General features: G+C 64.7%; 14 protein-coding genes and 1 riboswitch. Of the genes, 4 read left to right on the top strand and 10 right to left on the bottom strand.

The annotated features are described in order from the left end of the window. The first annotated feature begins 76 nt into the window (after nucleotides 1-76). The gene (locus tag AC4CS3_RS18425; protein ID WP_490784642.1) at nucleotides 77-487 is read left to right on the top strand and encodes a hypothetical protein; all 411 of its coding nucleotides are present in this window, start codon (nucleotides 77-79) and stop codon (nucleotides 485-487) included. Nucleotides 488-523: 36 nt separating this feature from the next. After that, the gene (locus AC4CS3_RS18430; RefSeq protein ID WP_490784643.1) at nucleotides 524-658 is read left to right on the top strand and encodes a hypothetical protein; all 135 of its coding nucleotides are present in this window, start codon (nucleotides 524-526) and stop codon (nucleotides 656-658) included. A 55-nt stretch (nucleotides 659-713) separates the two neighbouring features. Here the strand turns inward: AC4CS3_RS18430 and AC4CS3_RS18435 are convergent, their stop codons facing one another. The 4 genes from AC4CS3_RS18435 to AC4CS3_RS18450 form a co-directional block, all read right to left on the bottom strand. Continuing rightward, on the bottom strand, nucleotides 714-2,237 hold the full coding sequence (locus tag AC4CS3_RS18435; RefSeq protein ID WP_059389848.1) for a UDP-N-acetylglucosamine 1-carboxyvinyltransferase: 1,524 nt from the start codon (nucleotides 2,235-2,237) through the stop codon (nucleotides 714-716). 105 nt (nucleotides 2,238-2,342) lie between these two features. Then, on the bottom strand, nucleotides 2,343-3,149 hold the full coding sequence (locus AC4CS3_RS18440; RefSeq protein WP_490784644.1) for an energy-coupling factor transporter transmembrane component T family protein: 807 nt from the start codon (nucleotides 3,147-3,149) through the stop codon (nucleotides 2,343-2,345). Beyond that, entirely contained in the window at nucleotides 3,146-4,765 is a 1,620-nt protein-coding gene (locus AC4CS3_RS18445; protein WP_490784645.1) for an ABC transporter ATP-binding protein, read from the bottom strand. The genes AC4CS3_RS18440 and AC4CS3_RS18445 overlap by 4 nt, the downstream gene beginning before the upstream one ends. After that, complete coding sequence (locus AC4CS3_RS18450; protein ID WP_490784646.1) at nucleotides 4,765-5,394, bottom strand: ECF transporter S component; 630 nt, start codon at nucleotides 5,392-5,394, stop codon at nucleotides 4,765-4,767. Before AC4CS3_RS18450 ends, AC4CS3_RS18445 begins: the two co-directional genes overlap by 1 nt. Nucleotides 5,395-5,468: 74 nt before the next feature. Beyond that, nucleotides 5,469-5,605, bottom strand: a riboswitch (TPP riboswitch). Nucleotides 5,606-5,818: 213 nt separating this feature from the next. On the opposite strand from AC4CS3_RS18450, the gene AC4CS3_RS18455 reads away from it, so the two are divergent. Together AC4CS3_RS18455 and AC4CS3_RS18460 are read left to right on the top strand one after the other, a co-directional pair. Then, a complete protein-coding gene (locus AC4CS3_RS18455) occupies nucleotides 5,819-6,565 on the top strand; it encodes an NUDIX hydrolase (protein ID WP_490784647.1) in 747 nt (248 codons plus the stop codon). A 51-nt stretch (nucleotides 6,566-6,616) separates the two neighbouring features. Beyond that, on the top strand, nucleotides 6,617-6,877 hold the full coding sequence (locus tag AC4CS3_RS18460; protein WP_059389844.1) for a DUF4235 domain-containing protein: 261 nt from the start codon (nucleotides 6,617-6,619) through the stop codon (nucleotides 6,875-6,877). Here AC4CS3_RS18460 and mnhG read toward each other — a convergent pair. The 6 genes from mnhG to AC4CS3_RS18490 are packed head-to-tail and all read right to left on the bottom strand — an operon-like array spanning nucleotide 6,874 to nucleotide 13,272. Then, nucleotides 6,874-7,344, bottom strand: coding sequence for a monovalent cation/H(+) antiporter subunit G (gene mnhG / locus AC4CS3_RS18465; RefSeq protein WP_490784648.1), 471 nt, complete (start codon nucleotides 7,342-7,344; stop codon nucleotides 6,874-6,876). The two genes, AC4CS3_RS18460 and mnhG, sit on opposite strands and share 4 nt — an antisense overlap. Then, on the bottom strand, nucleotides 7,334-7,612 hold the full coding sequence (locus AC4CS3_RS18470) for an MrpF/PhaF family protein (protein WP_078107371.1): 279 nt from the start codon (nucleotides 7,610-7,612) through the stop codon (nucleotides 7,334-7,336). The genes mnhG and AC4CS3_RS18470 overlap by 11 nt, the downstream gene beginning before the upstream one ends. Continuing rightward, entirely contained in the window at nucleotides 7,609-8,175 is a 567-nt protein-coding gene (locus tag AC4CS3_RS18475) for a Na+/H+ antiporter subunit E (RefSeq protein WP_490784649.1), read from the bottom strand. The genes AC4CS3_RS18470 and AC4CS3_RS18475 overlap by 4 nt, the downstream gene beginning before the upstream one ends. Continuing rightward, on the bottom strand, nucleotides 8,172-9,746 hold the full coding sequence (locus tag AC4CS3_RS18480; RefSeq protein ID WP_490784650.1) for a Na+/H+ antiporter subunit D: 1,575 nt from the start codon (nucleotides 9,744-9,746) through the stop codon (nucleotides 8,172-8,174). The genes AC4CS3_RS18475 and AC4CS3_RS18480 overlap by 4 nt, the downstream gene beginning before the upstream one ends. Beyond that, nucleotides 9,743-10,198: a Na(+)/H(+) antiporter subunit C gene (locus AC4CS3_RS18485; protein WP_490784651.1), complete on the bottom strand. Its 456-nt coding sequence runs from the start codon at nucleotides 10,196-10,198 to the stop codon at nucleotides 9,743-9,745. The genes AC4CS3_RS18480 and AC4CS3_RS18485 overlap by 4 nt, the downstream gene beginning before the upstream one ends. Then, nucleotides 10,195-13,272 carry a Na+/H+ antiporter subunit A gene (locus AC4CS3_RS18490; protein ID WP_490784652.1) on the bottom strand — a complete coding sequence of 1,026 codons (3,078 nt, stop codon included), beginning with the start codon at nucleotides 13,270-13,272 and terminating at the stop codon, nucleotides 10,195-10,197. The genes AC4CS3_RS18485 and AC4CS3_RS18490 overlap by 4 nt, the downstream gene beginning before the upstream one ends. Nucleotides 13,273-13,315 lie beyond the last annotated feature (43 nt).

A 13,315-nucleotide genomic window follows, 5' to 3' on the forward strand; every position in this document is an offset into this window, starting at 1 on the left:
GGCAATACTCAATAACGGGCATGTCACGTGCGCAAGTGCAGCCCTACGTTACGGCCTGTGGATAAAGGACAAGCCCATGCGTCTGCATCTGGCTACGCGACACTGCCGGGGCAGGGGCTTCGTCCGGCATGGCGGCCTTCGCCTGTCTCCGGAGACTTCCGTCCCCTTGGCATCCGTCGAGGATACTGTGATCCACGCATTGGTCTGTTTATCCGAGGTGGATGCCATTTCGATTGCGCAATCGGCCATGCAGCAGTTCGGTATCGCGCTGGCCATGCTAGAAAGCGAAGTCTCCGCCAACTACTACGGAAACGCCAGAAGGCTTCTGGCCAAGGCCGACGGCCTGTCCGAATCCGTGCCCGAGATCAGCCCCCGTCTGCTGTTTGAGTCAGAAGGCCTGACATTCCGCCGGCAAGTCCAAATCCGCGGCGTGGGACGTGTGGACTTCCTGATTGGACGGCGGCTCATCGTTGAAGTCAACGGCTAAGCCTTCCACGGCTCCCGGGAGGCCTGGAGAAAGGACATGGCCCGACTGAACGCTGCACAGGCACGTGGCATTGACGTCCTGAGCTTCGCTCCCGAAAAGATTTGGAACAATCCGGAGCTGGTGATGGAGGAAATCCGTGCCGTCCTCGCCTTGGACGACGCCCGGCGGTGACGGGCAACGCCGGATTCCGCTGGAAGTCCGAACTCAGAACCGCCATCCGACGCGGTCAGTCCTGGAAGTACTCGATCTTGGCGCCGATGGTGTTGAGCCGCTCGGCCAGGTCCTCGTATCCGCGCTCAATCACGTAGATGTTCCGCAACTCGGACGTTCCGCGGGCCGCCAGCATCGCCAACAGCAGGCAAGCTGCGGGTCGGAGTGCCGGAGGGCATCCGACTTCCGCCCCACGCCACTTGGTGGGGCCATTGACGTAGATGCGGTGCGGATCGAGGAGTTGGACCTGGGCGCCGAGCTTGTTGAGCTCGGTCAAGTAGATCGCCCGGTTCTCGTAGACCCAGTCGTGGATCATGGTCTGGCCCTCGGCATTGCCGGCGATGACCGCGAAGAACGGCAAGTTGTCGATGTTTAGCCCCGGGAACGGCATCGGATGGATCTTGTCTTCCGGGGCGCGCAACCGTGATGGCTTGGTAGTGACATCCACCAGGCGAGTCCGTCCGTTGCGGGCAAAGTACTCCCCGGAGATGTCGAGCTGCTGGCCCATCTGCTCAAGCGTGGCCAGTTCGATCTCCATGAACTCGATGGGGACCCTGCAAATGGTGACTTCCGAGTTGGTCACGATGCCTGCGGTGATGAGGCTCATGGCCTCGATCGGGTCTTCGGACGGGAAGTACTCAATGTCGACGTCGATCGCCGGGCGGCCCGTGATCTTCAGGGTGGTTGTTCCGATGCCGTCGATCACCACGCCGAGCCCCTGCAGGTAGAAGCAGAGGTCCTGAACCATGTAGTTGGGGCTGGCATTGCGGATCACGGTAGTACCGCTGCGGTGTGCGGCGGCCATGATGGCGTTCTCCGTCACGGTGTCGCCGCGCTCCGTGAGGACAAAGGTGCGGTGCTCGCCGTCGGCCGGTGGAGCCTGCACGGAATAGAAGCCGGACTTGGCCTCCACCGAGAGCCCGAACTGCCGCAACGCCTGCATGTGCGGTTCCACGGTTCGAGTCCCGAGATCGCAACCGCCGGCGTAGGGCAGTTGATACGAGGCCGCCTCATCCAACAGGGGGCCCAGCAGCATGATGACGCTGCGGGTGCGGCGCGCCGCCTCCACGTCCATGGAGGCAAGGTCCAGGGTCTCCGGGCGGCGGATGCGAAGATCGTTGCCGTTCAGCCAGGTGCACTCGACACCAATTGAGGTCAAAACCTCGACGATCCGGTTGACTTCTTCGATCCTGGCAAGCCGACGCAAAGTGGTGGTGCCGCGGTTGATGAGGCTCGCGCAAAGCAATGCGACGCCGGCATTCTTGCTGCTGTTGACGTCCACCGAGCCGGAGAGCGTGCGTCCGCCCTCCACACGCAGGTGGGTCATCTGCCGTTTGCCGACTTTGACGATGGTTCGTCCGAAGATCGACTCAAGGCGCTCGATCATGCGGAGGCTGAGGTTCTGCTTGCCCTGTTCCATGCGGGCAATGGCGCTTTGGCTGGTGCCCAGTTCCGAAGCGAGCTGTCCTTGTGTCCAGCCCTTTTCGCCGCGGGCGTCGCGAAGAAGGAGACCTACATGTTCGGCAGTCGGTTGCGTCATAACCAATAAATATCACGGATGGTCTATCAATCGGAGGTTTCGTGACGCAACTCGCCGATTTTGTCGCAGAATAGTCGCCTCGTGCGATATTCACGGCGGTGGGGATCAGTTGGGCTGCTTCAGCCAGACGAAGTGCCATGTCCCTGCCCATTGCGCCGCGAGCACGGCCGTGGCTGCGATGAGCAGCCCGCCGGCCAGAACCCAGACGTCCAGGCGGCTGTAGGTCGATTCGCGCGCCCAGGTCCGCCGTCCACCGCCGAAGCCGCGCGCCTCCATGGTCACGGCCAAGCGGGACGCCCGTCGGATCGCCTGGACCAGTAGCCCGAAGCTTTGGCCGAGCATGGCCTTGAAGCGTTGCGGCGGGCTCCCGTGCGAGCCGACACCCCGCGCGCGCCGTGCCATGCCGATGGTCTGCCACTCCTCCGCCATGAGCCCCACGAGCCGCAGCGCCGCCAAGGTGCCCAGGACAAAACGGTGCGGCAGTTTCGCCTTCTGCGCCAGGGCATCGGCGAGGTCCGTCGGATCGGTGCAACTCATCAGGAGAATGGCCGGCAACGCTATTGCAAGGCCGCGCAGCATGAACCCGAGTCCCAGCTGAAGCGAGCCTTCGCTGATAGACCAGATCCCGACGTCGAGCAGTATCCTTCCGCTGTCCGCCGACAGGATCGCGGTGCTCCAGCCTCCAAGCGCGGCCGCGATAATCAAGGGCCAGCCGCGCTGCCACAGCAAGCGCACGGTGAGCCCCGCGAGGGGGAACAAGGCCAGTTCGCCGAGGAGCGCCGTCGAAGCTGACACCAGGTCGATGGACAGCGCCAACACCAGGGTGATCAGGAAGACCGACACGAACTTGGCCAGCGGATTCGCGCGTGTCAGGAGTGCATTGTTGCCTCGCAGGGTCAGGGTTTCCCTCATGCCGCACCCGCTTCCTGCCGGGCCCCGCCTTGGAACGCATGCTCGAGCCGCATCTCGGTGCCGCCCAGGACGGAGCTGAACTCCTGGTCATGGGTCACGGAAACCACGGAGGTGCCGGCGTCGAGCAGTTCGGACAGGAACGACGCAAGCTCGGCCCAAGTGTTAGCGTCCTGGCCGAAGGTGGGTTCGTCCAGCACCAGGACGCGGGGGTGTGCGGCGAGCACCGTGGCCACGGACAGCCGTCGCTTTTCGCCCCCGGAGAGCGTGTACGGATTGGCGTCCACGAGATGCCCCAGGCGCAGCCTCTCCAGCAATTCGTCCACGCGCTCCTCGCCATGGCCAAGGTGCTTGGGGCCGAACATGAGCTCGTCGAGCACGCGGCCGGTGACGAACTGGTGCTCGGGCTCTTGGAACACGGTCCCGATCCGCGAGATCAGCTGCTGGGCCTTCCACTTGAACGGGTCATTACCGGCGCCGTCGCTGAGCCCGACGGCGGCAGTCACCGTGCCGGACACCGGCGCCAACAAGCCCGCGAGGGTCAACGCGAAGGTCGATTTTCCGGCGCCGTTGGGACCGGTGATGGTCAGGGCCTGCCCGGCGAGCACTTCGGCGTCGAGTCCGGACTGCACAGGAAGGGGCGGGATGGTTTTGAACCCGCGGCGCCGTGGCCGTTCGCGGGACACCGCGAGCTCCTGCGTGGCGAGCAGCAGCTCTCCGGCCCCTGCTCCGGGGCCGGCCCCCGAGCCAGAGCCTGTTCCTGAACGTGGCCGGGTGGCCGGCACGTACCCGGGCACCCACACGCCCGCAGCAATGAGCATGTCCCTTGCTTGCACCAACACGGTGTCCGGATCGCCGTCCAGGAGCACCGCCGGCGTCGACCCTCCCGTGGAGGAGGAGCTGCCCGGCTGCAGCACCACGATTCGGTCCACGAGGTCTTTCCAGACGGAGACCCGGTGTTCCACCACCACCAAGGTAGCGCCGGTCTTGTCCAGGCAGCGGCCCACGGCATCGCGCACTTCCAAGACGCCGGCCGGGTCAAGGTTGGCGGTCGGCTCGTCCAGGAGGATCAAGCCGGGCCGCATCGCCAGGATGCCGGCCAGTGCAAGGCGTTGCTTCTGCCCACCCGAGAGGGCCGACGTCGGGTGGTCGAGCGCGAAGTTGCCGCTGGCACTGCCACCGGCACTACGCAGGAGCCCGACGTCGTCGAGCGCTTCATGGACGCGTTTCCAGATCTCTTCCCGTGGCACGCAAAGGTTCTCGGCGCCGAACGCTACGTCATCGCCCAGCCGGGAAAGCACCACCTGGGTTTCGGGGTCCTGTTGCATGAGTCCGGCACGGCCCCGCTGGGCCTTCGGCGAAACGCCGTCCACGAGCAGCGAGCCCGTCTCGTCGGCGTCGTCACCTTCCTCGCCCAACACGCCCGCCAGGGCATGCAGGAGCGTCGACTTGCCCGCGCCCGAGGGGCCGAGCAGGAGGACACGCTCCCCTGGACGGATGTCCAGGTCCAGGGCGTGGATGGCCTGCGTGGTGCGGCCAGCGTGCCGCCAGCCCCAGCCTTGCGCGGAAATGGCGGCGGGTCGCACCACAGCAGGGGTGCCGGAATCAGGACTGGGCATCAGGAAAAGACGGGCTCCGAGGCGGCCTTGCGGGACGCGAACGCGCTCAGGACACCAGTCTTGGCCAGGCCGCGGGTCGCGATCCAGGACAGGGCTCCGGCAATGACGGCACCGGAGATCGTGCAGAACACGATGTACGCGAGCTTGTCGACCGGTTCGTAGGCGATGTTCCAGCCCCACGGCAGGAAGGAGTCGTTCAAACCGCAGAACAGGCCCGCGCCGGCACCGGCCAGCAGGGACACCGGCAGGTTGAACTTCTTGTACATGAAGGCCAGGAAGATGAGTTCCGCGCCGAGACCCTGGAGCACGCCCGAGATCAGGACCGTGGTGCCGTACTGCGAACCCATGATGAGCTCGCTGGTGGCGGCCACCGTCTCGCAGAAAATTGCCGCACCGGGCTTGCGGACGATGAGCATGCCCAGGACTGCCGGGATCATCCAGCCGCCGGCGATCAGGCCGCTCAGCGGCGGGTAGCCGGCGGACATCGGCGTTGCAACCAGAGCCATCTGGTCCCATGCCCAGAAGATCACGCCACCGGCGATCGAGATCAGTGCCGCCACGACGATGTCCACGACGCGCCAGTTGTAACCAGGCTTGGTGAGGCCCGGCCTTGCAGAAATACCAGTCATTTTGTCCTCCTGAGGAACAGGAGGGGAAAGTGTTTCCGGTTGCCTGCGAGCGGTTTCCGCCGCCCCGGTCCGGACACTATGAGAACTCGACTCCCTTGCGCCGGTACTAGCCGGATCAGGTTCGAGGGTCTGCGGCTGTCCGCACTCTCAGCGCCCGTCATCCGTGCCGCATTGCTGCGAGCCCGACGGCGGCGCTCCCCTGTCGTTATCAATCCACCCTTTTGGGCGTGGTTCAGTTTACACCTTGGCGGGGTTGCGGGCGCTGTGCTGGCCTACGCGGAACGGTCACAAACATGTGGGACGACGGATTCTGCTGGATCACTCGCCGGCCGGGCGCGGGCAGGGTCCGGAATGGCGCGGGCGGGCGCAGAAGCTGGGAGAATGATCCAGCAGAATGTGACGCAGCGCGGGCAAAGGAGCGGTCTTGGCAGGCATTGGCGAAGCGAACAGCACTACGGTGGCCGAACCTAGGCTCGCCGCGAGCGTGATCCTGGTCCGCGAGGCCCCCGTACACACGGTTCAGTCAGACCCGGAGGTTCCGGCGGATGCCGGGCGCGGCCTGGAGGTGTTCGTGCAGCACCGCGTGACCACGATGGATTTCGCCGCGGGCATGGTCGTCTTCCCCGGGGGACGAGTGGACCAGACGGACAGCTCCGGCTGGGACTTCGAGGACGACGTCGTCGAGCGGCACGCCGACGCCTGGCGCCGGAGCAGCATCGGCGTCGAGCCCGCTTCGGCCCGGTTCAACGCCGGCCGGGTGCTGGCGGCTGCACAGCGCGAGGTGTTCGAAGAGGCCGGGCTGAAGCTCGACGCCGCCACCCTCCGCCCGTGGGCCAACTGGGTCACCCCGGCAGACCAGCCCAAGCGCTTCGACACATACTTCTACCTTGCCTGCCCGCTTTCCGGTGCCGAGCCAAGGCACCAAACCACGGAAGCGTCATCGTCCTTGTGGATGCCGGTCCGCGGGATCCTGGATGCCGAAGCCGCCGGAACCCTCAAGCTCATGCCGCCCACGTTGGCGCTGCTGGACGAGCTCCTCGCCCTCGGCACGGTGGAAGCGATACTGGCCGAGGACCGTGACATCGTGCCCGTCCGTCCAAAGCCTGGAGCCATGGATGAGTTCTTCCGGCTGAGGCGCCAATCCCCAACCGTTGCTCCGGAACTGCCCTGAAGTGGGGTTAGGCTGGGGACGGTCCTGTTTCCTCCCGCAAGGAGTCCCGGAATGAACCTCCTCATCAAGCTGCTCGGCACTGGCGTCAGCATCGGCGCAGGCTTTGTCGGCACCAAGCTCGTCAATGCGCTGTGGGAAAAGTCCACCGGCAAGAAGCCCCCCAAGGGTCACGACGACATGGAGGCAAGCCTGCGCTCGGCACTGACCTTCGCGCTGATTTCGGCGACCGTCAGCGCAGTCATCCAGGTTTTCGCCAGCCGCAGTACCCAGCGCGCCATCTCGCGTTTCTCGAAAACGCAGGACATCGTCTAGGCTGACGGCCCGCCGTCCCGGCCGTTCGCAGCTGAGCTCCCACCGTTCCCGGTGTGGGACATTCCCGGTTCCGTTTCCTGAGCTTTCTCCGCTGCCCGTTGACCGGCAGCCCGCAGCACCACGGCCTCGAGTTCGTCTATGCTCAGCAACTCGCGGTGGAGGTGCTTGGTCCGGTAGCCTGCGCGGCCCACCATGTGTGCGGATACAGGCACTGTCAGCAGCTGGAAGATCCAGGCCACCGCCAGGATCGGCCAAACCCACCATTCGCGCATCTGCAGCCCGATGGCTGCCAAGACAAGGAACAACCCCAGCACTTGCGGCTTGGTAGCCGCGTGCATGCGGCTCATGAGGTCCGGGAAACGCAGCAGGCCGATTGCCGCGCCCAATGACATGAGCGCACCAGCAATCAGCAACACTGCGGTGACGGCATCGATCACGCCGTCAACTCCGGTGGCATTAGGAGTCATTGACCTGTCCCCTTCGGTCGGCCACGAAACGGGCCACCGTCACCGAGCCAACGAACCCGATCAGCGTCAGTGCGACGAGCAGCACGAGGTTGTTGAGGTGCCTGTTGACGGCCATGTCGATGGCCAGCGCGGCGCCCAGTATTGCGAGCAGCACGTCCGAGGCGAGCACCCGGTCCAGCAGGGACGGCCCGACGGCGATCCGGTAGATCGCGCCTGCCGCCGCGAGGCTAAGAATCACCGCCGTGACGATCAGCACGATGTCTTTCATGAGCGAACTCCCCTCGTTGCAGGCCAGCCTTCGGCCTGGAGTGCGTCCATTTCCGCTCGGGTACCCATGATCCGGATCAGCGAGGCCTCCGTGTCCTGGACTTCCTTGCGGAGCTTGGCGGTGTCCACATCGTTGCGGACATTGAGCCCGTGGATATAGAGCGTGGACGTGGAGCGATCCACCTCCACCACCAAGGACCCCGGAATCAGCGAAATCACGTGGCCTGTGGCGGTCACCATGAGGTCGGAATGGCTACGCAGGGGAACCGCGACCACGGCATTGGTTACCGAAGGCCCCCGGAATACCGCCAGGTACATGACTTGGAAGCTCGCGGCCACCACTTTGGCTATGAACACGGCGGCGAAAGGAATGGCGCGCAGCACGTTGAAACGCCCGCTGAGCTCCACGGGAGGCAAGTAGAAGACCCTGGCTACCACCACTGCGATCAGCGCACCGAACACCAAGTTGCCCGGGCTGAAGTCCCGCCAAAGCGCACCCCAGACGACCACGAGCCAGACCAGCAGGGGCAACTCGGTGCGGAACGAAATCCGCTTGCGGCTCACTTGCCACCTCCCTGCACCGGCGCAGCGATCTCCGGAACCTTGGCGTTCCCGCCGAGCACGGAATGGATGTACGCCGTACGGTCCAGCATCTGTTCCGCGGAGTTCCCGGCCAATTGGAACAACGGACCCGCGAAAACGGTCAGCGCCACGCCGAAGACCACCAGCGCGGCCGTTGGCCCCACCATCGTCCGCGGAAGCAGGCCGACGGCTGCCGTGTCCTTGAGGACGGCGGCCGGGTACTCAGCGTCCTCGGGCTTCCGCCAGAATGCGCGGTTCCAGACGCGGGCAATCCCCAGCAAGGTCAACAGGCTGGTGACTACGCCGCCCACCACCAAGGTAATGGCCAGGGGTGTACCGAGGGCGATGCCTGCCTGCAGGAGTCCGAGCTTCCCCAGGAACCCTGAGAAGGGCGGGATTCCCGCGAGGTTCATAGCTGGAATGAAGAACAAGAGCGCGAGGAGCGGAGACAGCTTGGCGAGCCCACCCAGCCTGTCCATCGACGAGCTGCCACCTCGGCGCTCGATCAAGCCCGTCACCAGGAACAGGCTCGTTTGGACCGTGATGTGGTGGGCCACATAGAAGACCGCGGCAGCAAGCCCGGCAACGGAAGACATGGCCAGTCCGAACACCATGTAGCCGATATGACTGACCAGGGTGAAGGAGAGTAATCGTTTGATGTCACTCTGGGCTATGGCGCCGAGAATGCCCACCAGCATGGTGAGGAGCGCTACCACCATCAACGGGGTATTCAAGGTGTCGCCCGGGAAGAGCAGGGTCTCCGTGCGGACCATGGCGTACACGCCCACTTTGGTGAGGAGGCCGGCGAACACGGCAGTGACCGGTGCCGGTGCGGTCGGGTACGAGTCAGGCAGCCAGAAGGACAGTGGGAACACGGCAGCCTTGATGCCGAAGGCCACGAGCAGCATGACGTGGAGCAGGTTCCTGGTGCCCGGATCCAATTCGGCCAGCTTGATGGCGAGATCCGCCATCGTGATGGTCCCGGTGGCTCCGTAGATCATCGCAATAGCGATCAGGAACAGCACAGAAGACACGACGGAAACCACCACGTACGTGACCCCGGCCCGGATGCGCGGACCGGTGCCGCCCAGCGTCATGAGCACGTAGCTTGCCGTCAGCAGGATCTCGAAGCCCACGTACAGGTTGAAGAGGTCACCCGTGAGGAAAGCGTTCGAGACGCCGGCCACCAGGATCAGGTAAGTCGGGTGGAAGATCGACACCGGCGCCTCGCGGTCGCCGTCGGCCATGCCCTGGCCGGTGGCGTAGATGAGCACGGCGAGGCTGATGACGGAGGAAACCACCAACATGAGCGAGGAGAACTGGTCCACCACCATCACCACGCCAAACGGCGGCTGCCAGCCACCGAGGGTGACGGATGCTGTGCCCGTGGTCCATACCGAGGCAAGGAGCCAGCATTCCAGGAGCAAGGTCAGGGACAATAAACCGATGCTGACCGCGCGTTGGGCCCGCGGATTCCTGTTCAGGGCGAACGTCAGGGCGGCACCGAGGATGGGAAGTACGACGGCGAGCGGCGCCAGGCTGGCGATGTTCACTGGGGGCCCCCTTCCTTGGCTGCGTCGGTTACTGCCGTAACCGGGAATTCGGACGTTTCCTCAGGAACCACGGAGTCGTCTTCGGCGTCAAAGCTGGGTGTCTTCGCCACACGTCGGTCTTCGGCGTCGTCTTGGATGTCGTCTTGACGTGCCAACGCCCAGGTCCGGTAGATGATGCCGAGCATGAATGCCGTCACCGCGAAGGAAATCACGATCGACGTCAGGATCAAGGCTTGTGGCAAAGGATCGTTGTAGTCGCGAGGATCCGTCGATTTGTTGAACAGCGGGGCCAGCCCGGCATATCCGCCCGTGGCGAGGATCAACAGGTTGGTTGCGTTGGCCAGGAGCATGAGCCCCAGGAGAACGCGCGTCAGGCTGCGTTCCAGGATCAAGTAGATGCCACAGGCATAGAGCACTCCCATGACGATCAACAAGGTCAAGTTGACGCTCATGGGGTCCCCTTCCCTGGCGCAATAGTTGCGGTGGTTGCCGCAGTTGCGGTGGCGGTGGCGGCTTCGGACCGGGCTTCCCCGGAACCCTGAGCGTCTCCGCCGACGGTCTCTTCGAAGTGTTCGTCGATCTCGGCTCCCAAGCTGCGCAGCACGTCCAAGGCCAGCCCTACGACCACGAGGTACACGCCGATGTCGAAGACCGTCGAGGTCACGAACTTGACGTCACCGAACAGCGGTAGCCAGAACCCGATGATGGCACTTTGGAAAACTTGGCCGCCCAGCAGCAGCGGCACGAAGCCTGCCGCGGCCGCCGTTGCAAGACCGGTTCCCAGCAGCATGCCCGCGCTGATCGGTGCGGCTTCCCGCAACTCGAACCGTCCGCCGGCCAAGTAGCGGATGGTCAGGGCGAGCCCGGCAGTGAGTCCGCCGGCGAAGCCGCCCCCCGGAAGATTGTGTCCCGCCAGCAGGAGGTACACGGAGAAGACGATCATCGAGTGGAAAATCAGCCGCGTGACCACTTCGAAGATGATGGAACGCCGTTCCGGAGCAAGGGTTCGGCCGGCCACGAGCCAAGGGTCCGTCAGGGAGCCCGCGAACTTGCGGACGAGTGCCAGCGAGGCGTCGTCGCGCGAACTGCCCCCGGCCGTGGCGCGCCTTCCGACAGTGCCCTCGGGAATCGTGGCGGCCTTGTTGAGGCGCTCACCCCTGCCGCGGACAAAGATCAAGCTCGCGACGCCGGTAGCGGCGACTGCCAGCACCGAGATCTCACCGAAGGTGTCCCACGCCCGGATGTCCACCAGCGTCACGTTGACCACGTTGAGTCCGCCTCCGCCTTCATAGGCCAGCCGGGGGAACGAGAGCGACACGGGCTCGGCGATGCGTGCGCCCATCGCGTAGATCGCCACGAAGATCATGGTGACCGCGAACGCCACACCGATAATGACGCGAACCACCCGGTATTTGCCGCCGGTGCGGTCCCGGAGCTCCGGAGGCAGGCTGCGCATCGCCAGCACGAAGGCCACCAGGATGATGGTCTCCACCAGCATCTGCGTCAACGCGAGGTCCGGGGCTCCCTGCAACGCGAACATGAGCGCGATGCCATAGCCGGTGACGGACACCATGAGCACGGCGAGGAAACGCTTGTTGGCACGGACCGCGGCGAGCGCGCCAACAACAATTCCTGCCGCTGCGATGAGCTGAAGCGGAGAATTCGGATCGATCAAATAGAGACCGCCCGGGAGCGGCTTGTTAGCGACGATAAGCGCCGTGAGCGGAACGGCGAAAGCCACGGTGAGAATGACCGCCAGGTAGAAGTAGAGGGAACCGCGCTGCGTTCGCCCGGTGACCCACACGGCGACGTCGTCCAAGGCCCCGATGGTGCGCTGGTAGGCGCGGTCACCGTCCACCCAGTCCGGGACACGGCCCTGCGCCCTGGAGACCAGGTTGCGGGTATAGAACATCACGGCGCCGGCCGCGAACGTCACGGCAGTCAGTCCCAAGGCGGGAGTCAGCCCGTGCCATAGCGCAAGGTGGCTGGCGCTTGCTGCGTTTGATCCGGCAGCGCTTGTTCCGGCAGCGGGTTCCACAAATAGCGCGGCATACGGCTGGATCCATCCGTCAACGGGATCCGGCCACAGGCCGTACACGATGGTGAGGAAGCTCAAGATGGCAGGCGCCGCCAGGAACGATGGCTGGATGGCCTTGAACGGCGTCCGGTCCACGCCCGGCTTGGTGGCGAACGCGCCCCACATGAAGCGGGCGCTATAGGCGAACGTGAGGATGGACCCCAGGACCAAGCCGACCAGGAGGACCAGCCCCCATGGCTGGGAAGCAGGGCCAGTGCCGTAGTGGACGAACGCTTCGAACACGGATTCCTTGGCCACGAAACCTGCAAGCGGAGGTATTCCGGCCATGGACGCGGCGGCGATGCCTGCCACGATGGCGAGCGCCCTGGAGGACTTGTACACGCCCGAGAGTTTGCGGATATCGCGCGTGCCGGATTGGTGGTCGATGATGCCCACCACGAGGAATAGGGAAGCCTTGAAGAGCCCGTGGGCCAGGAGAAGCGCGAGTCCGGCCAGCGCGGCGTCGGGCCGGCCGCGGCCCACCACCATGGTGAGGAACCCGAGCTGGCTGACGGTTCCATAGGCGAGGATGAGCTTGATGTCAGTCTGCCGGAGCGCCCGGTAGCCGCCCACAAGCATCGTTGCCAGGCCGAGCCCGAGCACCAGCGGCAACCAGTAAGGGCTTTCGCTGAACCCGGGCGCCATGCGGGCGACGATGTAGATCCCGGCCTTCACCATGGCCGCTGCGTGCAGGTAGGCGCTCACCGGAGTGGGGGCGGCCATGGCACCCGGGAGCCAGAAGTGGAAAGGGACCAGCGCCGATTTGGTAATCGCCCCTACCAGGATGAGTACGACGGCGGCAGCAACCGCACCTTGTGCGGTTCCCGCGACGAGGGCGGCCGCTTGAGTCATGATCGCCGATATCCGGTATGTTCCGGCCACTTGGCCCAGAATGATGAGGCCGACGAGCATGGCCAGGCCGCCAGCGGTGGTGACCATGAGGGCCTGCAAAGCCGAGCGCCGTGCGGACAGTCGGGTTCGCGCATAGCCGATCAGCAGATAGGACAGGACGGTGGTGAGTTCCCAGAAGATGAACATCATCAGCAGGTCGTCGGCCGTCACCAGGCCGAACATCGCCCCGGCGAAGGCAAGAAGTTGCGCTCCGAACCCGCCTAGGTCGGCATCCTTGTTCTTGAAGTACCGGGCGCAATAGACCAGGACCAGCGCGCCGACCCCCAGGACCAGCAGGGACATCACCCACGCCAGGACGTCCATGCGGAAGGCGAATTCAAGCTTGAGGTTCGGAATCCACGGGAGGGTTTCTTCAATGAAGCCGCCGGCGGGGTCCCCGCCTTTTCCGGGATAGATCCGGTCATACTGCAGGAGCAGCCAGACAAAAGCGAGGGCGGGAACCGCCGCAAGGACATAAAAGGCATTCCGCTGAAGTTTCCGGAAGATCCAGGGCGCCACAGTTGCCGCTGCAAAGGTCACGGCAAGGACTGTGATCACTGGAATCTCCGCAAAGTCAGGAATGAATTGTCAAAAGTTGGAG

The sequence above is a fragment of the Arthrobacter sp. SE2 genome, assembly GCF_058244265.1.